The sequence below is a fragment of the Metabacillus litoralis genome (assembly GCF_007994985.1).
Classification (GTDB): domain Bacteria; phylum Bacillota; class Bacilli; order Bacillales; family Bacillaceae; genus Metabacillus; species Metabacillus litoralis.
This window is the reverse complement of the sequence record NZ_VOQF01000014.1, coordinates 50,358-74,308: the sequence shown is the minus strand read 5'-3', so window position 1 is coordinate 74,308 and position 23,951 is coordinate 50,358. Positions and strand designations below refer to the sequence as shown.

At 36.2% G+C, this 23,951-nt stretch carries 24 protein-coding genes and 1 pseudogene; 2 read left to right on the top strand and 23 right to left on the bottom strand.

Going from position 1 to position 23,951, the window contains the following annotated elements; translation table 11 throughout:
• Positions 1-22: 22 nt before the first annotated feature.
• The 8 genes from atpA to FS935_RS18980 form a co-directional block, all read right to left on the bottom strand.
• Positions 23-1,531: a F0F1 ATP synthase subunit alpha gene (gene atpA, locus FS935_RS19015; RefSeq protein ID WP_146950232.1), complete on the bottom strand. Its 1,509-nt coding sequence runs from the start codon at positions 1,529-1,531 to the stop codon at positions 23-25.
• A gap of 15 nt (positions 1,532-1,546) precedes the next feature.
• The gene (locus tag FS935_RS19010; RefSeq protein ID WP_146950231.1) at positions 1,547-2,092 is read right to left on the bottom strand and encodes a F0F1 ATP synthase subunit delta; all 546 of its coding nucleotides are present in this window, start codon (positions 2,090-2,092) and stop codon (positions 1,547-1,549) included.
• Positions 2,089-2,607, bottom strand: a complete 519-nt coding sequence (gene atpF / locus FS935_RS19005; RefSeq protein WP_146950230.1) for a F0F1 ATP synthase subunit B — start codon at positions 2,605-2,607, stop codon at positions 2,089-2,091. The genes FS935_RS19010 and atpF overlap by 4 nt, the downstream gene beginning before the upstream one ends.
• A gap of 163 nt (positions 2,608-2,770) precedes the next feature.
• The gene (gene atpE / locus FS935_RS19000; RefSeq protein WP_146950229.1) at positions 2,771-2,983 is read right to left on the bottom strand and encodes a F0F1 ATP synthase subunit C; all 213 of its coding nucleotides are present in this window, start codon (positions 2,981-2,983) and stop codon (positions 2,771-2,773) included.
• A 44-nt stretch (positions 2,984-3,027) separates the two neighbouring features.
• Positions 3,028-3,762, bottom strand: coding sequence for a F0F1 ATP synthase subunit A (gene atpB, locus FS935_RS18995; RefSeq protein WP_146950228.1), 735 nt, complete (start codon positions 3,760-3,762; stop codon positions 3,028-3,030).
• Between the two features lie 20 nt (positions 3,763-3,782).
• On the bottom strand, positions 3,783-4,151 hold the full coding sequence (locus tag FS935_RS18990) for an ATP synthase subunit I (protein ID WP_146950227.1): 369 nt from the start codon (positions 4,149-4,151) through the stop codon (positions 3,783-3,785).
• Between the two features lie 7 nt (positions 4,152-4,158).
• Entirely contained in the window at positions 4,159-4,380 is a 222-nt protein-coding gene (locus FS935_RS18985) for an AtpZ/AtpI family protein (protein WP_146950226.1), read from the bottom strand.
• Positions 4,381-4,589: 209 nt separating this feature from the next.
• The gene (locus tag FS935_RS18980; protein WP_146950225.1) at positions 4,590-6,809 is read right to left on the bottom strand and encodes a S8 family serine peptidase; all 2,220 of its coding nucleotides are present in this window, start codon (positions 6,807-6,809) and stop codon (positions 4,590-4,592) included.
• A gap of 211 nt (positions 6,810-7,020) precedes the next feature.
• Here FS935_RS18980 and FS935_RS18975 point away from each other — a divergent pair, with 211 nt between their 5' ends.
• A complete protein-coding gene (locus FS935_RS18975) occupies positions 7,021-7,287 on the top strand; it encodes a hypothetical protein (RefSeq protein WP_146950224.1) in 267 nt (88 codons plus the stop codon).
• A gap of 103 nt (positions 7,288-7,390) precedes the next feature.
• Here FS935_RS18975 and upp read toward each other — a convergent pair whose 3' ends face one another.
• From upp to FS935_RS24015, 12 genes and pseudogenes are all read right to left on the bottom strand, one after another.
• The gene (gene upp, locus FS935_RS18970; protein WP_146950223.1) at positions 7,391-8,020 is read right to left on the bottom strand and encodes a uracil phosphoribosyltransferase; all 630 of its coding nucleotides are present in this window, start codon (positions 8,018-8,020) and stop codon (positions 7,391-7,393) included.
• An 87-nt stretch (positions 8,021-8,107) separates the two neighbouring features.
• Positions 8,108-8,407 carry a hypothetical protein gene (locus tag FS935_RS18965; RefSeq protein ID WP_146950222.1) on the bottom strand — a complete coding sequence of 100 codons (300 nt, stop codon included), beginning with the start codon at positions 8,405-8,407 and terminating at the stop codon, positions 8,108-8,110.
• Positions 8,408-8,520: 113 nt separating this feature from the next.
• Positions 8,521-9,762 (bottom strand): serine hydroxymethyltransferase, encoded by a 1,242-nt coding sequence (gene glyA / locus FS935_RS18960; RefSeq protein WP_146950221.1) that lies wholly within the window; start codon positions 9,760-9,762, stop codon positions 8,521-8,523.
• A gap of 609 nt (positions 9,763-10,371) precedes the next feature.
• Entirely contained in the window at positions 10,372-10,944 is a 573-nt protein-coding gene (locus FS935_RS18955) for a TIGR01440 family protein (RefSeq protein WP_146950220.1), read from the bottom strand.
• A gap of 16 nt (positions 10,945-10,960) precedes the next feature.
• Complete coding sequence (gene rpiB, locus FS935_RS18950; RefSeq protein ID WP_146950219.1) at positions 10,961-11,407, bottom strand: ribose 5-phosphate isomerase B; 447 nt, start codon at positions 11,405-11,407, stop codon at positions 10,961-10,963.
• A 116-nt stretch (positions 11,408-11,523) separates the two neighbouring features.
• On the bottom strand, positions 11,524-12,816 hold the full coding sequence (locus FS935_RS18945; protein WP_146950218.1) for a methyl-accepting chemotaxis protein: 1,293 nt from the start codon (positions 12,814-12,816) through the stop codon (positions 11,524-11,526).
• A 25-nt stretch (positions 12,817-12,841) separates the two neighbouring features.
• On the bottom strand, positions 12,842-13,288 hold the full coding sequence (locus FS935_RS18940; protein WP_146950217.1) for a low molecular weight protein arginine phosphatase: 447 nt from the start codon (positions 13,286-13,288) through the stop codon (positions 12,842-12,844).
• 323 nt (positions 13,289-13,611) lie between these two features.
• Positions 13,612-14,487 carry a TIGR03943 family putative permease subunit gene (locus tag FS935_RS18935; RefSeq protein ID WP_146950216.1) on the bottom strand — a complete coding sequence of 292 codons (876 nt, stop codon included), beginning with the start codon at positions 14,485-14,487 and terminating at the stop codon, positions 13,612-13,614.
• Positions 14,488-14,508: 21 nt separating this feature from the next.
• Positions 14,509-15,522, bottom strand: a complete 1,014-nt coding sequence (locus FS935_RS18930) for a permease (RefSeq protein ID WP_240050964.1) — start codon at positions 15,520-15,522, stop codon at positions 14,509-14,511.
• A gap of 159 nt (positions 15,523-15,681) precedes the next feature.
• Positions 15,682-17,106: an alkaline phosphatase gene (locus tag FS935_RS18925; protein ID WP_146950214.1), complete on the bottom strand. Its 1,425-nt coding sequence runs from the start codon at positions 17,104-17,106 to the stop codon at positions 15,682-15,684.
• Between the two features lie 105 nt (positions 17,107-17,211).
• Positions 17,212-17,388, bottom strand: coding sequence for an LPxTATN C-terminal sorting signal domain (locus FS935_RS24020; RefSeq protein ID WP_239589529.1), 177 nt, complete (start codon positions 17,386-17,388; stop codon positions 17,212-17,214).
• A gap of 768 nt (positions 17,389-18,156) precedes the next feature.
• Positions 18,157-19,569, bottom strand: a pseudogene (locus tag FS935_RS24015) (alkaline phosphatase); the annotation flags it as partial.
• 192 nt (positions 19,570-19,761) lie between these two features.
• On the opposite strand from FS935_RS24015, the gene FS935_RS18915 reads away from it, so the two are divergent.
• Positions 19,762-20,742 carry a CobW family GTP-binding protein gene (locus tag FS935_RS18915; protein ID WP_158638657.1) on the top strand — a complete coding sequence of 327 codons (981 nt, stop codon included), beginning with the start codon at positions 19,762-19,764 and terminating at the stop codon, positions 20,740-20,742.
• A gap of 361 nt (positions 20,743-21,103) precedes the next feature.
• On the opposite strand, the gene FS935_RS18910 is transcribed toward FS935_RS18915, so the two are convergent.
• The 3 genes from FS935_RS18910 to FS935_RS18900 all read right to left on the bottom strand — a co-directional run bounded on the left by FS935_RS18910 (position 21,104) and on the right by FS935_RS18900 (position 23,946).
• Complete coding sequence (locus FS935_RS18910) at positions 21,104-21,868, bottom strand: alpha/beta hydrolase (protein WP_146950211.1); 765 nt, start codon at positions 21,866-21,868, stop codon at positions 21,104-21,106.
• A 39-nt stretch (positions 21,869-21,907) separates the two neighbouring features.
• Positions 21,908-22,468, bottom strand: a complete 561-nt coding sequence (locus FS935_RS18905) for a manganese efflux pump MntP (protein ID WP_146950210.1) — start codon at positions 22,466-22,468, stop codon at positions 21,908-21,910.
• A 431-nt stretch (positions 22,469-22,899) separates the two neighbouring features.
• Positions 22,900-23,946, bottom strand: coding sequence for an L-threonylcarbamoyladenylate synthase (locus FS935_RS18900; protein ID WP_146950209.1), 1,047 nt, complete (start codon positions 23,944-23,946; stop codon positions 22,900-22,902).
• Positions 23,947-23,951: the final 5 nt, after the last annotated feature.

Here is a 23,951-nt window from a genome sequence, read left to right as displayed (position 1 = left end):
CCTTCACACACACATGTTTGTTTTATTCACTTACAGCAAAAGTCTTCTTGAAGCCTTGAATTGCTGCATTCATATCCTCATCTTTCGGAAGACCGCCAGTTGTGCGGATTTCTTCAAGAAGAGCTTTATTGTTTTGCTCTAAATGTGCATGGAACTCATCTTCAAAACGAGTGATATCAGAAACAGGGATATCATCAAGGAATCCGCGAGTTAATGCATATAAAATCGCAACTTGCTTTTCAACTTTTAATGGTTTGTTTAAGCCCTGTTTAAGAACTTCAACTGTACGAGCACCACGGTTTAATTTAGCTTGTGTTGCTTTATCAAGGTCAGAACCAAATTGAGCAAATGATTCAAGCTCACGGTATGATGCTAAGTCAAGACGTAGCGTACCAGCAACCTTTTTCATTGCTTTGATTTGTGCTGATCCTCCAACACGAGATACTGATAAACCTGCGTTAATCGCTGGACGTACACCAGAGAAGAACAAGTCAGACTGAAGGAAAATTTGTCCGTCAGTGATTGAAATAACGTTTGTTGGAATATAAGCTGATACGTCACCAGCTTGTGTTTCGATGAATGGTAATGCAGTTAAAGAACCTGCACCCTTTGCATCACTTAATTTAGCTGCACGCTCAAGTAAACGAGAATGCAAGTAGAAAACGTCACCAGGATATGCTTCACGACCTGGAGGACGACGAAGTAATAATGAAAGCTCACGGTATGCCGAAGCTTGTTTTGTTAAATCATCGTATACAACAAGAACATGCTTGCCGTTATACATAAATTCTTCACCCATTGTTACTCCAGCATAAGGAGCTAAGAATAACATTGGAGCTGGTTGTGATGCAGAAGCAGTTACAACGATTGTGTAATCTAATGCACCATGTTTACGTAATGTTTCAACAACACCACGAACAGTTGATTCTTTTTGACCGATTGCAACGTAGATACACACCATATCTTGATCTTTTTGATTCAAGATTGTATCAATTGCTACTGCTGTTTTACCAGTTTGACGGTCACCAATGATTAACTCACGTTGTCCACGACCGATTGGTACTAGTGCGTCAATCGCTTTAATACCAGTTTGAAGTGGTTCATGAACAGATTTACGGTCCATAACACCTGGTGCTGGACTTTCAATTGGTCTTGTTTTTGTTGTTTCAATTGGACCTAAACCATCAACTGGTTGTCCTAATGAGTTAACAACACGTCCGATTAATGCTTCACCTACAGGAACCTCCATGATGCGTCCAGTACGACGTACCTCGTCACCTTCATGAATATCTGTGTAAGGTCCTAAAATGATAATACCAACGTTATTTTCCTCAAGGTTCTGAGCCATACCCATAACGCCGTTTGAAAATTCTACAAGCTCTCCAGCCATGACATTGTCGAGGCCATGAGCACGAGCAATACCATCCCCAACTTGGATAACAGTACCAACATCGCTAACTTTTATATCAGACTGATAGTTCTCAATTTGCGCCTTAATGAGCGCGCTAATTTCTTCAGCTTTGATGCTCATGAGTTTCACCCCTATCTACAATCTATTTGCGACTAATTGTCGCTCTATACGTTCAAGCTTTCCACTTACACTACCATCGTAAATTCGATTACCAATACGTAGCTTTACGCCACCTAATAATGTTTTATCGACTACGTTTTGTAAGCGGAGTGATTTTTTTCCGATTTTCTTTGCAAATGAAGCAGAAATCGCTGATAATTCAGCTTCTGATAATGCGCGAACAGAGTATACAGTTGCATCCTCAGTACCACGATATTCATTTGCTTGTTGTACGAAATGACTTACCACTTCTGCTAATACATTAGCACGATTTCGATCAACTAGTAGTAAAAGTGTATTTACAACTTGTTCTGATACATTTGCAAATGAATCTTTTACAATTGATTTCTTCGTCTCACTCTTAACTTTTGGGTGGTTAAGTACTTCTAGTAAGTCCTGATTCGCTGTAAATACTTCTTTCACAACGAGTAATTCATTTTCGATTTGATCGATAATGTTTTTTTCTTTTGCAAGTTGAAAAAGAGCTACTGCGTAACGTTTTGCAACGATTCCTTTGCTCATCGACCCTCGCCTACCTCATTGATGTAGTCATTGATCAGTTTTTCTTGCTCTTGCTCATTCAATTCTTTTTCGATTACTTTAGAAGCAATCATGACAGATAAAGACGCAACCTGTTCGCGTAATGCTGCAACAGCTTGTTCTTTTTGCTGTTCAATTTCTTTAAGCGCTCCGTCTTTAAGACGTCCTGCTTCTGAGCGAGCAGCCTGGATAATATCTTCCTTCTGTTGCTCACCAAGCTTTTTAGCATTTTCCACTAAACCTTGAGCTTCTACACGTGCTTGTTTAAGTAACTCACGTTGCTCTTCAACTAGCTTTTGTGCTTCTTTATTTCTTTCTTCAGAACTATTAATTTCATTTGCAATAAAATCTTCACGTTGCTTCATCATGTTCATAACTGGTCCAAATGCATATTTACCTAATAGTGCAAGTAGAATTAAGAACATAACAAGCTGGAATACGATATCTCCTGTGTTTAGGCCTGTTGATGCACCTAATGCAAGATCAAAAGTTAACATAGCTCGGTTTCACTCCCTTCAAGAGTTCCATGATGGGTTATGACTATCATTGTTTGAAAATTATGTTATGGAAATAGTTTAAGATTTCAATACATAAAGCAATGGCGAAGATTCTCATCCTGAGACGACTTCGCCACTATGAACCATTAAATATAGTAGATTATTATTGGAACATTACGATAAATGCGATTACAGCAGCGATGATTGGAATCGCCTCTACTAACGCTACCCCGATAAACATTGTTGTTTGAAGTGCGTTTTTCGCTTCTGGTTGACGAGCAATCCCCTCAACAGTTTTTGAAACGATCATACCATTACCTAAACCTGCACCTAATGCAGCTAGTCCAATTGCAATTGCAGCAGCTAAAGCTCCCATTATATAATTCCTCCTTAAGAATGATTACAAATTTTAATTTATTATTAATGGTCTTGACTCACTTTGTGTGCCATATATACCATTGTTAACATTGTAAATACAAACGCTTGTATTGCACCTATAAATATACTAAATGCTTGCCAGATTAGCATTGGTACTGCCGCAGCAATTGTACCGAAAATACCGCTAAATAGGCTTGATTCATACCCACTTACTGCAAGAGTAGCAAGTAACCCTAAAAGTATTTCCCCTGCAAAGATATTACCATAAAGACGAAGACCGAGTGTTAGCGTGTTAGAGAACTCCTCGATAATTTTAAGAGGAAACATGAAAGACATTGGGCGGAAAAATTCTTTTCCATATTCTCTAGCACCCTTCATCTTAATCCCATAGTAATGAGTTAAAGATACTACCATAACAGCTAGTGTTAAAGTAATTGCGGGATCGGCTGTTGGCGATTTCCACCAAAGGTCGTGATCCACGATGATAGCAAAAGGTAAACCTAACATATTTGATATAAAAACATACATTAATAAGGTCATTCCTAGCGTTACAAATCGGGCACCTGTTTGCATATCCATTGTACTGCCAATAATATTTCTTACAAAATCGACAATCCATTCAATAAAGTTTTGTCTACCAGTCGGTTTCATTTTCAGATTCCGAGTAGACAGAAATGCTATTAAGAAAACGATTAAACTAGCAATCGTGATCATTAATACATTAGATAAATTAAAAGTTAAACCTAAAAACTCTCTCACAGGAGCTCCATGATCCATTAGATTCACCTCACTTCCAGCTAAGTACGATTATGTTGTATTGCAAAATCTATCATAATGACGATATACATTGTCATTAATCCCAAAATAACACTAATCAAATGGAAATACTCCGGAAACCTCAGGGCAAAAAATACCGCTACAATGGCAGTTGCCATTCTAGAAGCTGTCCCCAGCGACACTTTCTTTCCTTCCTCTAGTGCAGAATTAAACTGCTTTTGTTTTCTCACCATGTTCCATAAGTTATATAGACTCATTGATGTTCCTAGCAGCAATCCCTGAAAAACTGTTTTGTAGTCAGTAAATCCCCATGCTAATACATAAAGGGCCAACAGATATAATATGTATTTACGATATCTGTAAAACATTAGTTGCAAATTTTCAAACATGAAAGGTTTAATCTCCCGAGAAATAGTGGTGGACCAATCTATACATGGCGTATATTCCAATAGCTAGTCCAAGCAGAAGGCCTACGATTAAAAAAAGTGGTTCAGTACCCAGTAAATCGTCAACCCATTTTCCTCCGAAAACCCCAACTAAAGTTGAACCTACTAATTGGGAAAGGATCGCGGACATGAGGCCCATCGCTTGAAGCGGATGGCGTTGTTTTTGTCGCATTTTATAAATCCTCGCTTGGTGATTTATAAAGGAACCAGGGGTTAAAATACGGTTTGTAAATGGTCCTTGAAAACCTTATCATTACATCCTCGTTTAGCATACAATAGCATATACTTCATGTCAATCTGTTTAAAGTTAATTGTTCACAATCTTGTTAAAAACATCACAAATCGTTCACATTTTCCCCTTGACTTACTTTTTATCATTAATTATTCACCAAGTAAAATATCTGTTTCAATAACATCTTCCTGACCATCTTTTTTTACAAAAACGATCGCTTTATAAATGCCCTCTTTTAAATTAGCGTCATCAATCGATATATCTTTTTCAAGCATTCCTCTTGATATATTTCGATCCCAGTCCAGAAAACCAACAAATAGCATTGTATCTGGATCATAAAGGGCAATTCCTATTTCATCAGCACCACCCGGTAAATAGGTTTGATATTTATACATATTAGGTGTATCACCATGACCGAACTCAAACCCCATTATTCTCGGATAGTGCGGTTCATCAATTACATATAAATAAGGTAGATGAATTTCCTCTTTTCCGTATTTAAGCTCAAGCCAATCCTGATGTAAACCTGGCTTTTTCTGATTTGCCGTTATATCAACACTGATCGAAATCTTCCTTTTTTCTTCTGGTCCAATTTTAATACTTGTAGGCAAATTCCAATGAATTCCTGGCTCGTTTTTCGGTATATTAAAATCCACAGTTTGTTGCTTAGGAGATTGATTATCCAATGTTAATAGTAGCTCTTTTTTCGTTCGCTTGTCAGATGTTTCAAATTTCCCGAATGTAAGAGATCCTGGATATGCAAGTAATTCAGACTTGATTGCATCTTTCACATTAATTCGACCAGTACCTTGTTCAGTTGGTTTAAGCACTTCTTTTTTCTCATTTTTTAATTGCTTTGCTGTATTCATTAAAGATGCTTTTATTTGCTCTGGATTCCAATCTGGATGTGCTTGTTTAATTAACGCACAAGCTCCTGCAACATGTGGAGCAGCCATGCTTGTTCCATGTAAAGCTAAGTAGCCATTAGGTATTGTACTATGAATTGCTACTCCTGGTGCTACAACATCAGGCTTTATTGCCCATGTATTTGTAACAGGCCCTCTTGAGCTAAATTCCGCCAGCTTATCTTCTTCTTTTTTATACACTGTTCTCAATGTCACTTTTTTATTGATTTGTTTTTTAATTGCTTCTCCTGCTTCCTTTGAAATTGAGACCACCGGTATATCAACAGGAATTTCCAATGATCCTGCAAAAGCTCCTTTTACATTGTTATAAATGATAATCGCCTTTGCTCCTTGCTGCTTTGCATTTAAGACTTTTTCTGTAAAAGTAATTTTTCCTCTTTCAATCAATACAATTTTGCCACGGGCATCCTTATTTATATCTGTTTTTTTACCGATTCCTCCAAGAACGATTGAATCAATGCTTTTTAAATTCCAGGGCTTTGCACCTTGTAATAAATTCATAGCAATTAACTCAGTTATGCCCGCTACTTTTAAATAAGGAGTTTTTAAAGGTGGCGTTGATGCTCCGACCGAAATTGCTTTACCTGAAGTACCTGGTGATCCTACTGACCATACATCAGGACCAGAGTTTCCACTAGATGTGACAGCAACTATTCCCGAATCAACAGCTTTATCCAGCGCTAAGCTTGTCGGCCAATCAGGTCCATTTACGTTATTTCCAAGCGATAAATTAATGATATCTACTTTGTCTTCTATCGCTTTATCAATGGCTGCAATCACTTGATCAGACGTCCCCATACCACCTGGACCAAGTGCTCGATAAGCAATTATCTCTGCTTCAGGTGCTACTCCTCTTAGTTTCCCATTTGCCGCAATAATCCCAGCAACATGTGTTCCATGAAATGTTTCATCTCCATCACTAGCCATTGTTTCCATAGGATCTTGATCACCGTCGATAATGTCAAAGCCACCAGCATAATTCTGATCTAAATCTGGATGATGGTAATCAACACCTGTATCAATAACAGCAACTTTCACACCTTTTCCTGTTAACCGATGATTAGCTCGATCAAACAAGCCTCTTACATCTTCACCACCGATAAAAGGTACACTAGTATCTAAATGTGGTTTATATGAAACAACCTGACTATGATGAACAACAGCAGGATGTTTTTGCAGCTTCTTTAATTCTCCGACAGCTCCCTCTAGAGAGTAGCCATGAAACGCATGCTTATATGTTTGAAGTATTTTAATGTTGGATTGAGATTGTACTTCTTCTTTAAAAGAATCGAATTCATTTTCATTAACAAGTAGTAGTATTCTTTGAATATCAGTTTCGTTTTCACTAGGAAGAGCTGGTCTATTAGGGTAGGTTTCTCCATATGCAGTTGTTGTAAAGCATAGTGTGATACATAAAGAAAAAATGATTTTTCTGATATTCATTGTTATCCACCTCATGTTTAGTTTGCACGACGTGTGGGGAGAAAATGTAAATCTTTAAAATTGTTTCATTATGTATTAAGAAATTTAGTCAACAAGAGTTGTTTCCAAATGGTCGCAATCTAAAATTGGTACTTTAAGTAAAGCAAAGGAATATTTCACTTTTTATAGAATGATAAAAACAAGAGTATTTTCTAACGATTGAGGTGAATCGATGATTCTTGAAATTTTCACAAATATTTGTATGTCGATGGTTTTGTTTATTCGTGGAAATCCAAACGAGGAAAAAATTAATCGGAATATTGAATTACTAAAGAAAACAGAATGGTTTAAACAGATCTATTTAAATAATGAAGAATTATTTAAGAAAGATGAACAAGTACGATACATCATTGGATGGGCGAAAGTTGAGAAATCATTAAAAAGTGAGAAGAAGACCGCTAAATTAAAGGAGGCAATTCTTGAAGCTATAAACGAATAACTCGGTAATGTTGGTGTTAAGGAACTATACTATATTAAAAATGAATCAACCCTCTGGAATACACAAAAAGAAAACTCTTAATATAAGAGTTTTCCATCATCATTTATTTTGTTCCGTATAATCTGTCACCAGCATCACCTAAGCCAGGAACGATATATCCATGGTCATTAAGCTTTTCATCTAGAGCTGCAATGAAAATATCAACATCAGGATGAGCTTCTTTTACTACTTCTACACCTTCTGGAGCTGCAATTAAACACATAAATTTGATGTTTTTTGCACCGCGTTTTTTCAAGCTATTAATTGCTTCAACAGCAGAGCCACCAGTTGCAAGCATCGGATCTACTACGATAAAATCACGCTCTTCTACATCTGAAGGAAGTTTTGCATAATATTCAACAGGCTGAAGTGTTTCTGGATCACGATAAAGACCAATATGTCCAACCTTTGCTGCTGGAATTAATTTTAAAATTCCATCAACCATTCCTAAACCAGCACGAAGAATTGGGATAATCCCTAGTTTCTTTCCTGCTAACACCTTTGATTTTGCCGTTGTAACAGGAGTTTCAACATCAACCTCTTGTAAAGGAAGATCTCTTGTAATTTCAAAAGCCATTAAGCTAGCTACCTCATCAACAAGCTCTCTGAACTCTTTTGTTCCTGTTTTTATATCACGAATATATGTAAGTTTATGTTGAATTAATGGATGATCAAACACATATACCTTGCCCATCAAATCATCTCCTTTTCTTAGACACTTCAATAGATTTTACAGAAAAACAACTATAGTTTCAAGCTCAAATAAGATAAATATACAAAGTTAGCGAAGGTGTTTAGCTTTTAGTCTACTATAATAACTAAAGAAAAGTACGATTGTACCAATAGCTGAGGCAAAGATAATATATACACCATCCCAATTATTAGAACCACCTGAAAGCTTCCATATGATCATTGGGATGAGGAAAAATAGCATCAACACTAGCAAACCCCAAAATAACGAACGTAGAATTTGCAGCATCTCCTTTGGGCCTGTTGTTGGTTTAACTTTTTCAATAGAGCGAATTCTTTTTGTAGAAAACATTAATAAAAGGATTGCACCAGCTAGTAAAAAAATAAGCATGTAAAACCCTCATTTCTTTTGGAGAAGTCTTAGGGGAGTTATAATCTAGGTGGTTTGTATTTATTTAAAATAATGGCGACTTCCTAAATGGAAAGCCGCCACTATATATGATCTTATAAGTTACGATATAAAGGGAAATTACTTGTTAAATCTTCAACACGTTGCTTCGCTTCAGCAAGTTTTGCTTCATCTTCATGGTTTTTAAGAGCGAATGCAATGATGCTTCCGATTTCGTCCATTTCTTTCGCACCAAAACCACGACTTGTTACAGCTGCTGTACCGATACGAATACCACTTGTCACAAATGGGCTTTCTGTTTCAAATGGAATTGTGTTTTTGTTAACCGTTACACCAATCTCATCTAGTACATGCTCTGCCACTTTACCAGTGATGCCTAGTGAACGAACATCAACTAATAAAAGATGGTTGTCTGTACCACCAGAAACTAAAGTAAGACCTTCTGCTTGAAGCTTTTCAGCCAAGCTTTTAGCATTGTCAATGATGTTTTGTGCATATGTTTTGAAGCTATCTTGAAGAGTTTCACCAAAAGAAACTGCTTTTGCTGCAATAACATGCATCAGAGGTCCACCTTGGATACCAGGGAAAATAGATTTATCAATCTTTTTACCGAATTCTTCTTTACAAAGAATCATACCACCACGTGGTCCACGTAATGTTTTGTGTGTTGTTGTTGTAACAAAGTCTGCATATGGAACTGGATTTTCATGAAGTCCAGCAGCAACAAGACCAGCAATATGTGCCATATCAACCATGAAGTATGCGCCAACTTCATCAGCGATTTCACGGAATTTTTTAAAGTCAATTGCTCTTGGGTATGCACTAGCTCCAGCAACGATCAACTTCGGCTTATGAAGTCTAGCTTTTTCTGCTACATCTTCATAATTAATACGATGTGTTACTTCATCAACACCATACTCAACGAAATTATATTGAACACCACTAAAGTTTACAGGACTACCATGTGTTAGATGTCCACCATGAGACAGGTTCATTCCTAGAACTGTATCACCATGATCTAAAATAGTGAAATATACTCCCATATTAGCTTGTGCACCTGAATGAGGCTGAACATTTACATATTCCGCACCAAAGATTTGTTTCGCACGATCTCTTGCGATGTCTTCTACCACATCAACATGCTCACAACCACCATAATAGCGACGACCTGGATAGCCTTCAGCATATTTATTTGTTAAAACAGATCCTTGCGCTTCCATTACTGCTTCACTAACAAAGTTTTCAGAAGCTATTAACTCAATTTTCGTTTCTTGTCGAGTACGCTCTAGTTGAATTGCTTCAAAAATCTTAGCATCTTGCTCTGGTAAATGTTTCATTGGTGTATTCTCCCTTCATTCTTAACCGATAGTGATTGTTTACTACATATTATTTTACGACTAATTCCATCTATATTGTACACGTTTATAGATCCTAATGTAAAAGTTTTTCTGATATTTTTTTAGAATTTTTTAAGTTTTTTTCTAGTGTATTACCTAAAAGACGAATATTAAAGGCTTACATTATGATTAACATTCACTTTTTTGTTGTAATTGGTTTATATATACAACCTATTGTCGTTACTTTTCATTGTAATGTCAACTACGAATGTAGAATATTTTGATGAATTGGAAAGTTTTGTTTTTGAAGTGGGTTGTGAGGTGAGGATCAGGGGCGAATTTTGTCGAATGAACGTTTATTTCGAAAAGTTGAATGATTATTGGTCAAAGTTGAACGATTATCCTGTGAAGTTGAACGATTAATAGCAAAAGTTGAATGATTATCCTATTCAACGGTGTTCTCGGTAGTGAAATTCCGTATGATTCATACTAGTTAAGGTCGATATCAGATCAGATATACATTATTCACAAGCTATATCTGATGAAATTACACAATTTCTATGAAAAAACACAAAGAAGGAATCAACACCAAAGGTTGACTCCTTCTTTTTAATGACACGAGCTATTTTCAATTGTTTGTTCATATAAAGCTCTTGCTCCGCCTATTAATTTAGGGCGGGTGTTCGCCATTGTAACATGTGCGGCACCGATTTGTTTTATTTTGCTACGAATTGGTACAGCCACATGCTTGAGATGCATGCCAATAAAAGTATCACCGATGTCTATTCCAGCGTCAGCTTCAATATGCTCGACAACTACTGGATTGTTCATAGAGTTAAAGGCATAGGTAGCCATGGCGCCACCTGCTTGTCGCACAGGAATGACTGTGACTTGAGGCAATTTATTTGTTTTTGCTACACTTTTTTCTAAAACTAGCGCACGATTCAAATGTTCACAGCATTGAAATGCTATATTGACTCCAGTTTTTTCTCTAAAATCTGATAACGTATTGAAAATCATGGCTGCTATCTCTTCTGATCCAGCAGTACCGATTTTTTCACCAATTACCTCGCTTGTACTACAGCCAATTACGAGGATATCTTCTTTTTCTAGCTTTGCTTGCTTTTGAAAATCATCTAATAAAGAAGTGAAATCCTGTTTCCACATTTCAAGATTTGTCATAGATTAACGACTTCCTTTAATTGTGATTCTGTTCGTATTGAGTGATTTTACCCACTCGTGTTGCGTGACGACCACCTTGATATTCAGTTGTTAACCAGATCTTTGCTACATCTCTAGCTAAACCAGGACCGATTACTCGTTCACCCATTGCTAGCATATTCGTGTCATTATGTTCACGTGTTGCTTGAGCACTAAATGTATCATGAGCAAGTGCACAGCGAATGCCTTTTACTTTATTTGCGGCAATACTCATACCAATTCCTGTGCCACAAATTAAGATACCGCGATCAAATTCTCCGTTCGCCACTCTCTCTGCTACCGGTAAAGCATAATCAGGGTAATCTACTGATGTTTCACATTCACAGCCCATATCTACAAATTCAATATTCAGCTCTTGAAGTAACGCAATGATTTCTTTTCTTATATTAAGTCCACCATGATCTGAAGCAATTGCAACTTTCATTGATACACCCTCCACTTTTTCAACTCATTACTATCACTAATCATACTACAATTCATTGATGTATAAAAAAGCTAATGCTCATGCTATTAGCTTTTTCTTCCATTCTATTTTATCTCTTATCTATGAAAACGATCAATTGTTTTTCGTAATTCGTCTGCACTTTCAGCAAGTTGTTTTCCTAACTGACTAATTTGCTGGATATTTGTTGTTTGATCTTCAATAGCTGATGCCACTTCATGAGCACCTGCAGATGTTTCCTCGGCAATTGCAGCCACCTCTTGAGATTGTGCACCAGTTTTATGCAGTGAATCCATTTGTTGATGAACAAGCTCGCTAATTTGGTTAACTGCTGTTGCAACATCTAAAATCGAAGTACTAGTTTCTTCAAGCATTTTAGCAGAGGTTTGTCCATTCTCAGCCTGACTTTTCGCTGTTTCTACTTGCTCACCTATTTGACCTACTACATTTTGAACTTCCTGTTGAATATTTCCGATAAGACCCGTTATCCCTTGTACAGCTTTCGCACTTTCGTCAGCTAGTTTTCGTACTTCCTCAGCAACAACCGCAAAGCCTTTTCCATGCTCTCCTGCTCTTGCTGCCTCGATTGAAGCATTTAATGCTAATAAATTCGTTTGATTTGCAATATCTCCAACAAGTGAGACAATTGTTGATACTTCATTTGCATGCTCTTCAAGTCTACGAACTGCTGTCATTGAATGCTGATTTTCCTCAGCTAGTGTTTGAATACCTGTTATAAGTGAATCATAAACCTTTTTACTTTCTTCTAATGATGACACCATCTGTTTTGACATGTTTTCAGATGAAGTTGCTTTTTCTTCTACTTGTGAAGCAAATTCAATAATATCTTCAACCGAAGCTGCTGTTTCTTGGATAGATGTAGCAGATTGATCAGCACCACGTGAAATTTCCTGAACAGTTAAAGAGATTTCATCTGCTTGCTTTGATGCATTATTCGAAGCTGTTGCAATTTGAGTGACCTGTTGATTTGTTGCATGAAAATTTGATTCAATGCTTTCTACCATACTTCTCATATTTGCAAGCATCGAATTAAATGCAATACTTAAGCCTCTAATTTCATCATCACTTTTGGTTAATGGAACATCTTCTTTAATATTACCTTCTGCTGCTTTGTACACAACTGTTTCAAGCCTTTTTAGCGCTCTCGTAATGAAGCCAGCACCAAAATACGCTAAAACACCTGACCAGAAAACACCCATTAATAATGTAATCAAAGTGAATACTTCTGGTGCAACAAGATGATCAGCAAAATTCACTAAAACATAAATAAAGAAAGCACTTGTTGAATATGTAATCAATGCTAAAACGGTTGTAAAAATAACGAGCTTACGACGCAAGCTAAACTTATATCTCTTATCATCCTTCTTCACGTGTTTCTCCCCCTGTTTGTTTCTTCTATTTAAGCTTATCTTTCAGCTTCACAATAAGTGCTTCTAAATCTTCCAGTGTTTGTCGATATAATGATAAAGGTCCACCAAAGGGATCAGTTATATCACGCTTTTCTTCATCATGACTTGTAACATATTCAGAAAGAGTAAAGGTCTTTCTTCCGGCTTGCGGATATTGATCAATAACTGATTGTTTATGATTATTTGTCATTGTTAAAATAATGGTTGCCCACTCTACTAAATCACTCGATAAACTAGAAGACTGGTGCTGACATGTAATACCTTTTTCACGTAACGCTTCAATCGTATGACTAGATGCATCACTGCCATCCATTGCAAAAACACCAGCCGATTTAACAAAAATTGAATCTGAATCCTTCACATGATTTAAAAGGGCTTCAGCCATCGGACTTCTACAAGTATTTCCCGTACAGATGAATAGTACATTTGTCATATAAAACACTCCTTTATTATATTATAATCGAAAAAAACGTAAGAAAATAGTCGAATTTATTGAAAAAAATATGTATATCGGGACTATTTTCTCCTATTGGGATTGTAATACATGGGGGTTTTCGTAAACTTTATTGACATTTGATATAACAAGTTTTATGAAAGAGTTAGTATGAAATTGTTTCATTTCGCTCCATTACACTAAGTTTTACTTTTAGCAGCTTGTATTAAACAGCACTTTTTAAATACAACAGATAGTTAGATTAATTAACAGCAAAGATAAAAAGAGTGCAGAGATAAACTCTACACTCAATCATTATAGCATTAATAAATATAAATATATGGATCTGATGGAGCTTCTATTACTTCTAATTGACCAATATCAATTGATGGAAGAGCGAGGCCATTTCGTTCTGTTTTATTAATTGTTCCTGTTACCTTTACCCATTGGTCATTTTTAAGCTGTGTTGCCATTTCGCCTTTTGCCATTGTCCCAATAACTTGAAGATCTGCTACACAGCAGGAAACTGTGAATCTGGAAACTGCCATTTGATCCGGCGTAAAGTCTGGCTCACGATAAACAAATCCAGTTAGCTCAATTTCTTTACCGACGAACTTATCTAAGTTCGTCTCAATATAGTTTGTAATCTTCTGGTACTCTGTATCTTTTACAACGATTTTTTCACTATTTAATAAACCCTCTAAAAATAATTCATCAAGACTTTTCGCTTCAGAAGATGTTGATGATGAACTACTTTCTGATGCCGAAGCTTCGACCACTGTATCTTCACTTGTCTTCTCATTTTGTTCTACTGAAGTATTTGAAGCACCTAGGTTAATTCCTCTTTTTGCGATAACTGAACTATCTAGGACAACTTCCGGAAACATAAACCCTGTTAAAACCGGAAATAGAAATAAGGAATAGATTAAAACTGATTTGATCGGTGACCTTTTTCCACTATGATCAAGACCACAATCACAATAGATATCTAATTCTTCTTTCGAATCACTTCTCCATATTTGTAGAATTCCCAGAATAAGAAATACTCCTGTTGCAAAATAAGCAAACGGAAGCATTTTTGGTGCAATAAAGTTTGTAATATCACCAGAAATGATCAATTTAAATAACAGCATAGTGAAGCCTACTAATATAATGCCTCTTATGAATTTTTGAAAACCTAGATCAGTTGATTGTTCCATTTTAATTCCCCTCCATCCGTCTTAAAATACAACTGCTTGATATACAAGTACTCCTAAATAAACAACTACTGTTACAACTAAAATAAATGTGAAAACAAATTTCGTTTTGAAGAATGCGAAAAGCATGATTGTATTTTTCAAATCCAACATAGGCCCATAAACAAGAAAGGCTAATAAAGCTCCAGGTGCAAATGTATTACCAAAAGAAGCTGCTATAAAAGCATCTGCTTCTGAACATAGTGATAACACAAATGCAAAAACCATCATAACGATTGGTGAAGAAAATTCACTTGAACCTAAACTTAATAAAATTTCTCGATCTAAGAATGTTTGGAATAAGCTTGCGATAAAAGCACCAATAATGAGGAATTTACCCATATCAAAAAATTCATCACTTGCATGATACAGTGTTGCTTTAAATTTGTTTACATTAAGAACCTCAGAAGTGCTAGTTTGCTTTCCAACTAATTCCTCAGATGTTAGCTTCAATTGGTCACTATTTTTAAAGAAAACATATAATACTAGACCGATAATAATCGATAATATAAAAGCTAAAACCATACGACCAGTTAAAATACTAAGATTTGTTTGAAATGCAAAATAGGTAGAAGCAGCAACGACTGGATTTAAAATAGGTGCACAAGCTAAAAAGACAAATGCAACATGCAAAGGCATTCCCTTTTTAATTAATCTTCTTACAACCGGTACAACTGCACACTCACAAACTGGAAAAATAGCACCAAGCAAAGCGGCTGGTAACACAGCTATAATCATATTCTTTGGAATATACTTCTTTACTGTTTCTTCTGATACAAATATTTGAATAAGAGATGAAACAAACACCCCTAATAAAATAAACGGAATGGCTTCAATGACAATACTCAAAAATATGGTATTCAGGTTCAACCAGTCTTTTGGGATAGAAAATTGATTTTGAAAGATTTTATAATCCCAAAATATAAAGAAATAGATAAATACTGCTACCAATGCTAAACCTATTAATTCCTTCGATTGCTTTAACATCGTTGTTCTCATATTAAAACCCCTTCTTCTATGTTCTTGTATCATCCAAATTCAAAAAGCCCATACAAGTGACTACTTTATATGTAATGAAGATTACTTACCCTGAGGATCTTACTTTAGTAGAAAAGTAGAAAGCCTACCAATTCAGGCTTTCTACTCAAATATTGCCGCTTACTTATTATTTTCCTCTAATAGTTGGAAGATAATTTTTGCTTGATCTGTATTATCAATCAAACCTTTAAAACGAGATTTTTCTGGACCGAATGCATATACAGGTACTTCTTCTCCTGTGTGTCCTCCTGTAGTCCAGCCTGTTACAGAATGATCATTAACAATTGCTTCGATTGCATTATCAATTGCTGTTCCATTCTTTGCTACTACTGCATCTTTTACAGCTTGAATTTCCTCAGGCTTAATTTGGCTATAGAAGCTATTATCGATGTATTTTTTCATAACACTTTCTACTTCAGCACTTGCACCTGACGCATAAAGTTCAGCCGCAATGTAATCAGGTGTTTTATTGAAAGCTTTAATCGGGTTAACTAAGAAGTTATAGTCTCCACTCGTTTTTGCTTTCGTATTTGCACCCAAGGTTAAACCACCTGTTGCGTGGTCAGCAGTTGTCACAACTAGTGTTTCACCATCATTTTTTGCAAAATCAATCGCTGCTTTAAATGCACGCTCGAAGTCTTCCATTTCACTCATCGTACCTACAACATCATTATCATGCTCTGCCCAGTCAATTTGACTTCCTTCAACCATTAAGAAGAAACCATCTTCATCTTGATTAAGGCGCTCGATTGCTGTTGTTGTCATTTCTTCAAGTGAAGGAATGCTATCATCACGGTCGATCATTTTAGGAAGTCCACCTTTAGCAAATAACCCTAATACTTGACCGTTTTTATCGTTCATTAATTCTTCTTTATTTGTTACAAAGCTATAACCATCTTCAACAAATTTTTCTGCTAGATTAGTAGTGTCCTTTTTACGACCATCAGCTGGTACAAAGTTCTTTGAACCACCACCAAGCATGATATCGACTTTATGTTCACCATTAATTAGCTCATAATAATAATCATCAGCTATTGCATCCATGTTTCTACGACTTTCATCATGGGCACCATAAGAAGCTGGTGTAGCATGAGTGATTTCAGATGTTGCAACTAATCCAGTAGCTTTTCCATACTCTTTAGCTCGTTCAAGTACTGTTTCATAAGGATTTTTCTCATTATCCATTCCAATTGCGTTGTTGTACGTTTTTATACCTGATGCCATTGCTGTCGCAGCTGATGCTGAGTCAGTAATCTTTTGTGCTGGATCATCTGGATATGTTGTTTGCATCCCTACTAAATACTTGTCAAATTCAGTAGGCTCCATCATTTTAGTTGAAGAATCATTTTTCATATAACGATGAGCAGCTACTGTAGAAGGTCCCATTCCATCACCAATTAGGAATATGACATTCTTTATTTTAGCTGTAGATTCTTTTTCTGCTTTTGCTTCATCTTGATTTAAGCCTGCAAAACTTCCAACAACTACTGTTGATAGTACAGCTGCTGTTACTAGTTTTTTCGTAATCGATCGTTTAAAAACCATGGATTTCCCTCCTAATTTCTTATAATGCTAGTAATCTCTTAATGTAGAGAAGACGGAAGTACTGGTGTACCTCCCGTCCTAACTGTATTAAGCTTAGTTAAATTATCAAACGTTCAATTTCGTTTTTCTTCTTTGGTAAAAGAAGATCGCACCAGCTGCTAGTAAAACAACAATTCCTAATCCTAGTAAATTAAACACATTAGTAGCTGTTTGAGGTAAGCCATATCCTCCCTCAGTTGCTGGAAGCTTTTTCAGTTTATCAACGTCTTTTGCATTATCCATCTCTAATTCAAATACCGCGAAAGAACTAAAGTGGTCTGTACCTGCTGTTACAACACCATTTTTATATTCTCCACCAACTAACTCCCACTTCTTATCTTCTTCGTTATAGTAGAATAGTTTCGCATCTTCTTCTTTTTCTACTTCACCAGTTACATTAAATTCTAACGTCATTTCTTCTTTAAATTGATGAACTGCTTTATCTCCTGCAAAGATTGTGAAATCGTAAACAGCACTTAGAGCATCATCAATGTCTTTCATGCGTTCTACCTTAATTTTCACATCACCTTCTGGAAGGTTTTCAAAAGGAACATTTACTTTTACATCTTTATTTTTCATGTGAAGATCAATGTTTTTAGCTTTTAATAATTCAATTTGATCTTTACTTAAAGATAGCTCCACATTGTATACATCTTTAAAATCAAGAACAGCTGTCGAACCGTCTTCTAATGACTTTAAGTCCTCTGTATCAATTGTAGCTTTACCATTTTTCATTGTTACTTTAAGTTCTTGTGGTTTTGGTTGCTCTGTTTCATCACCTGGTGTTTCTGGTGTTTCTGGGTTTTCTGGGTTTTCTGGGTTTTCTGGTACTTCAGGTGTTTCTGGGTTCGGTGTTTCTGGTGTTTCTGGGTTTTCTGGTACTTCAGGTGTTTCTGGATTTTCTGGCACTTCTGGTGTTTCTGGCACTTCAGGTGTTTCTGGATTTTCTGGTACTTCAGGTGTTTCTGGGTTTTCTGGTACTTCAGGTGTTTCTGGCATTTTATTTTCTTCTAATAGTTGGAAGATAATTTTCGCTTGGTCTGTATTATCGATTAATCCAGCAAAACGATCGCTTTGTGGACCAAATGCGTAAACAGGAACGTCTTCACCAGTATGTCCACCAGTTGTCCAGCCTGTTACGGAATGATCATTAACAATAGCTTCGATTGCATTATCAATTGCAATACCATCTGTTGCTGCAGCAGCATCTTTTACCGCTTGGATTTCTTCATTTGTAATTTGATTATAGAAGCTTGAATCAATATGCTTTTGCATAATTCCTACAACATCTGCACCAGCTCCAGCTGCATAGATTTCAGCAGCGATATAGTCAGGTGTTTTCGAGAAAGCTTGAATAGGATTAACGTGGAAATTATAATCTCCATTTGGTTTAGCCTTCGTGTTAGCTCCTAAAGATAAACCCCCTGTTGCATGGTCAGCTGTTGTCACAACTAATGTGTGCTCATCTTGTTTAGCAAAATCGATTGCAGCTTTAAAGGCTTGTTCAAAATCGTTCATTTCACTCATTGTTCCAACAATATCATTGTCATGCTCAGCCCAGTCGATTTGACTGCCTTCTACCATTAAAAAGAAGCCTTGCTCATCTTTACTTAAGCGCTCAATAGCAGCAGATGTCATGTCCTCAAGAGAAGGAATGCTGTCATCACGGTCGATCATTTTTGGAAGACCGCCCTTTGCAAACAATCCTAATACTTGTCCATTTTCATCTTTCATTAGTTCATCTTTATTCGTTACATAGCTATAGCCTTTTTTCTGGAATTCTTCTGCTAGATTACGATTATCGATTTTTCGACCATCTTCTGGTACGAAGTTTTTAGAGCCACCACCAAGAATAACGTCAATTTTATGATTACCATTAACCAGCTCATCAAAATAATCGTTTGCAATCGCATCCATATTTCTACGACTTTCATCATGTGCACCATAAGATGCTGGTGTTGCATGTGTTACCTCTGAAGTTGCAACTAATCCAGTTGCTTTTCCATCTTCTTTCGCTTGCTCAAGTACTGTTTCGTATGGATTTTTTTCATTATCCATTCCGATCGCATTATTGTACGTTTTAATTCCTGATGCCATTGCTGTTGCAGCTGATGCGGAATCTGTAATGTTTTGTGCAGGATCATCTGGGTATGTAGTTTGCATTCCTACTAAATACTTGTCAAATTCAGTAAGTTCAATCTGTTTTGTGTCAGGGTTATCCATCATATAACGATGTGCTGTTACTGTCGAAGGTCCCATTCCATCTCCGATTAAGAAAATTACATTCTTGATTTCTGGTGTTTCTGCGGTATTAGCTTTTGCTGTTTCTTGATTTAATCCAGCAAAACTACCGATTACTAATGATGATATAACACCAAGAGTAACTAGTTTCTTAGTAAAGCCTCTTTTAACTACCACTATCATATTCCTCCCTTAATCTATTTTTCTCACAACTATAATGGTAGTTTGTAAATGTTAAGGGAAAATGTATATATTTTGTAGATAAGGTAAATTTTTTGTAAATTTTTGAGGAATTGCTTGTCGAAGTGTATAATATACGTGTATAATCGTAACGATTCCTATTTGATACCAATAATGAAAAGTGAGGGGTTTGTGTTGAAACTACCTATAAATGTTTATATAATTAGTGGATTTTTAGGAAGTGGTAAAACAACTGTGTTGAAAAAACTCGTTGAAGAATGCAATACAAGAGGACAAAAGCTTGGTATAATCCTCAATGAGCTTGGCGATACAAATGTTGAGAACCATCTATTTGATAAGGAACAAATGTATGAGCTTTTAAACGGTTGTATTTGTTGCTCTATTCAAGAGGATTTAAAAACAACTTTAGATCAATTTGTCAAAAATCCTGTCGACATCTTGTTAATAGAAGGTACTGGTGTTGCGAACCCTAATGAAATTATCGAGGCGCTTTCAAGCCCACTATATATTGATCAATTTAATTTACAATCAGTTATTAGTTTAGTAGATGCAAGTAATTACCTAGACTACCAAAGTATTTTTTCTAGCTCAAAAGAGGTTCGAACACTATTAAAGGAACAAATTACGAGTGCTTCGTTTATTATTTTAAATAAAACAGATCTTGTTTCCGAAAAAAAACTCGATAAAATTCATACTCAAATTAAGAAATTAGTTCATGAAGAAATACCAATTGTTAGTGCTTCATATGGAGATGTCTCAGTAGCTGAGCTGTTGACGGAGAGAGTACGTACAATTAACTTAACAGACAAACAAGTATCTGCATGCGGATGTTCAGTAGATTCATCATGTAGTCATGATCATGTTAACCATGCGGCTATTAAAGCTGTTAAGTTGGAAGATATACCACTATTTGATAAAAAGGTATTTGAGAAGTGGTTAAAAGGTTTACCAGAAAATGTTTTCAGAGGAAAAGGAATCGTTCAGTTTCATAAAGACTCAAATTTATATTCATTTCAATACGCATCTAAAAAGCTTGCATTAGAAGAAGTAAAATCAAAAAATGGTTTAAAACCAATCATAATCTTAATCGGTAACGGAATTAATAGTGATGCAATAAAAGAATCTTACGAGCAAACCTTTTTACACTTAACATAGAAAACGAAGAGGCTGGGACATAATTAAAGATGTCATACAAAAAGGCGAATAAATCTAAATTCAGTTAAGTTGAAAGAAATAAGTTCGTTCCATTGCGCTGCAGACATTTGCTTTCCGCGGGGAGGAAGCTGAGCCTCCTCGTAAGCTGCGCGCCTGTGGGGTCTCAGCCTTTCCTCTGCACCCGCAGGAGTCAAATGTCTTCCGCTCCATTACACTAGTTCTTAAAAAAAGTATGCAAAATCAAAAAATCTATTGAAGAAAGCAAATAAAAACCCGAGATATTAGGCGAATGTTTAATTGACATATCACCTAATAATTCGGGTTTATCTTTAGCTTAAATATTTATGTCCCAGCCTCTTCATTAATCTATTATAAAAGAAATCATCTTCGGAACTCTTTTTTTAAATTCCGTATAGCTATGTTCTGCATCATGATGCTTTTCAAATATAACATGATGATGCTTCTTATTTAAAATATGATAGATTTTTTCATTTGAAGCCAAAAACTCTTCACTAATTCTAATATCCTTCTTCGCCTCTGCTGTTCCGCAATCGATATAAAATCCATTAACAAAAGATAAATCTGTTTCTATTAAAAGTTTTTCTATTTGTTCCTGATTTCTATAGAAAGCAGAAGATAATACTGCGACTTTCTTAAACACTTGTGGATAACAGCATGCAGCATAAGTGGAGATTAATCCACCTAATGAAATACCTGCAATTGAAGTTACATCTTTTTTTGTTCGGTACTTTCTATCGATAAGTGGCTTTAGATCGTTAACAACAAAATCAATATATTCTTTCCCAGAGCCACCTGTTGTTTCAGTCAAACCAAAGATTTCCTTGCTATATTCACCGTTCACCCATGGACAATATTCATCTACTCGTTTCTTACTATTTTGATCGATTGCTACAACGATTATCTCTATACCATTATCATCTAAATGGTTTTCTAATTCTAAAGAAACACCACCAATTGCATCAGTACTTTGAAAAACATTTTGTCCATCATGCATATACAGCACTTGATATCGTTTATCTTCTTTCTCATATTTTCTTGGAAGATAGATTCTGATATTTCTTTCCTCGTTTAATTGGGTCATATGTACTTTAAATGATTCGATCATTTCTATTCTCCCTGTCTATTACTTATACCGATTTTTCAATTAAAAAGGTAATAGAAGCTTAATTCCAAATGCTAATAAAATGGCGCCACCTAGTGCTTCGCTGTATGAGCCAAGCCAATTTTGCACTCTTTTTCCAACTAGTAAACCCAACCATGTTAGAACCATACTTACGATCCCGAAAATAGCGACAGTCAGGAATGTTTTGGCTCCATAAATCCCTAAACTTAAGCCAACTGAAAAGCTATCTAAGCTTACACTTAGCGCAAATACAATTAACCCAAAGCCTACAGGAGTGATCAGTGGTTCGTCGTCTTTTTTAAATGATGAAAAAACCATTTGTATTCCTAATAGTATTAAGAGACCTCCGCCTAATAAAGTTGCAATTGTTCCAAAGGTGTCAGTTAAAAGTCGTCCAATTAACATACCAACTAGCGGCATCCATATATGAAAAACACCGATTGTTACACCAATGTAGAATATTTGTCGTAATCTCAACTTAATTAAGCCCATTCCAAGGCCTACGGAAAATGCGTCCATTCCTAAAGCTAAAGCCATTATTAATAGTGTGATTAATTCACCGATTATTGATTGAATATCCATGTTCCCCCTCCTCGGACACGCCTATTTAACTTTATGCACGTCCGATTTGGAATAGAACATTATGATGTTTTGAAACCTGAGACCAGATATTTCTATTTAAGGGAGTCTAATAAAGTGTAGCGGGTTGGTTGATTTCCGCTACAGGTTGCTCGCTTTCCGCGGGGCGTGCGGTGAGCTTCCTCGGCGCAAGCGCCTGTGGGATCTCACCTGTCCCGCTGCTCCCGCAGGAGTCTCGCACCTTTCGCTACAATCAACCTAAATAGTTTACATTTCTATATAAAGTACCAAAATATAAGTTGTTATAAAAAAACTTAGTTCACAGTTGTATTCAACATTTCTCTATATAAATGATCATTCACGATAACCTCGGAATAAAACTACTCGAAAATTAATTTTCAGAAAGCAAACTACTAGCTCGGAAATCAAATCATTCACTCTTCCACAATCACATTGTTTCCTGCTGCTTTTAGTAATCTGTTCATGATTGCTTCACCGACTCCATCTAGGGGGAAGCTTTCACTTATAATAACGTCAACTTCTTCTTTATCAAATTGGCGTAGTACGTCATAAAGATTTGCTGCAACTGTATTCAGGTCTTTACGCGTTCCACAGGCAATTACTTTTTGTGCTTGAAAGTGATTTAATCCTTCTTCTGTTGTGAGTACACCTACATTCTTACCTTGCTCTTCATATTGATTAATTATGTTTTGCATATATTTATGACTTCCATCTATGATCACAACAGGTGCATTTGGTGCGTAATGGGTGTATTTCATTCCAGGTGATTTTGGAGTATGACCTTCTTCAATTAGTGCTTGATCGACATTAACTTTTCCAATGATTGACTCTAGTTGTTGTTTTGTTATTCCACCTGGTCGAAGGATTGTTGGGATATCTGATGTACAATCAAGGACTGTTGATTCAACACCAACACCTGTTGGGCCTCCGTCAATGATTCCGCTTATTTTTCCATCAAGGTCATGATAGACATGGTTAGCTTGTGTTGGACTTGGTTTTCCAGATCGATTCGCACTTGGCGCAGCGACCGGGACCCCTGATTTAGCAATGATCTCTAAAGCAACTGGATGATTTGGCATTCTCACTGCAACTGTATCTAAGCCCGCCGTCACGAATGTGGATAACTGATTTGCCTTTTTTCTTAATACTAGTGTTAATGGACCCGGCCAAAAGGCTTTAATTAGTTGATAGGCATAACCAGATACATCTTCAACGATTTCCTCTAGCTGTTCAATTGATGCAATGTGGACAATTAGTGGATTATCGCTTGGTCTACCCTTTGCTTCAAAGATTTTTCTTACAGCATCATCTGAGCATGCATTTGCTCCTAGCCCATACACCGTTTCAGTTGGAAAAGCGACAACCTCATTATTTCGGATAAAATCTGCTGCCTGTGTGATTTGTGGATAACTAGTGGATAAGTTACTAAGATCATCCACAGTCCAAAGTTTCGTTTTCATCTATA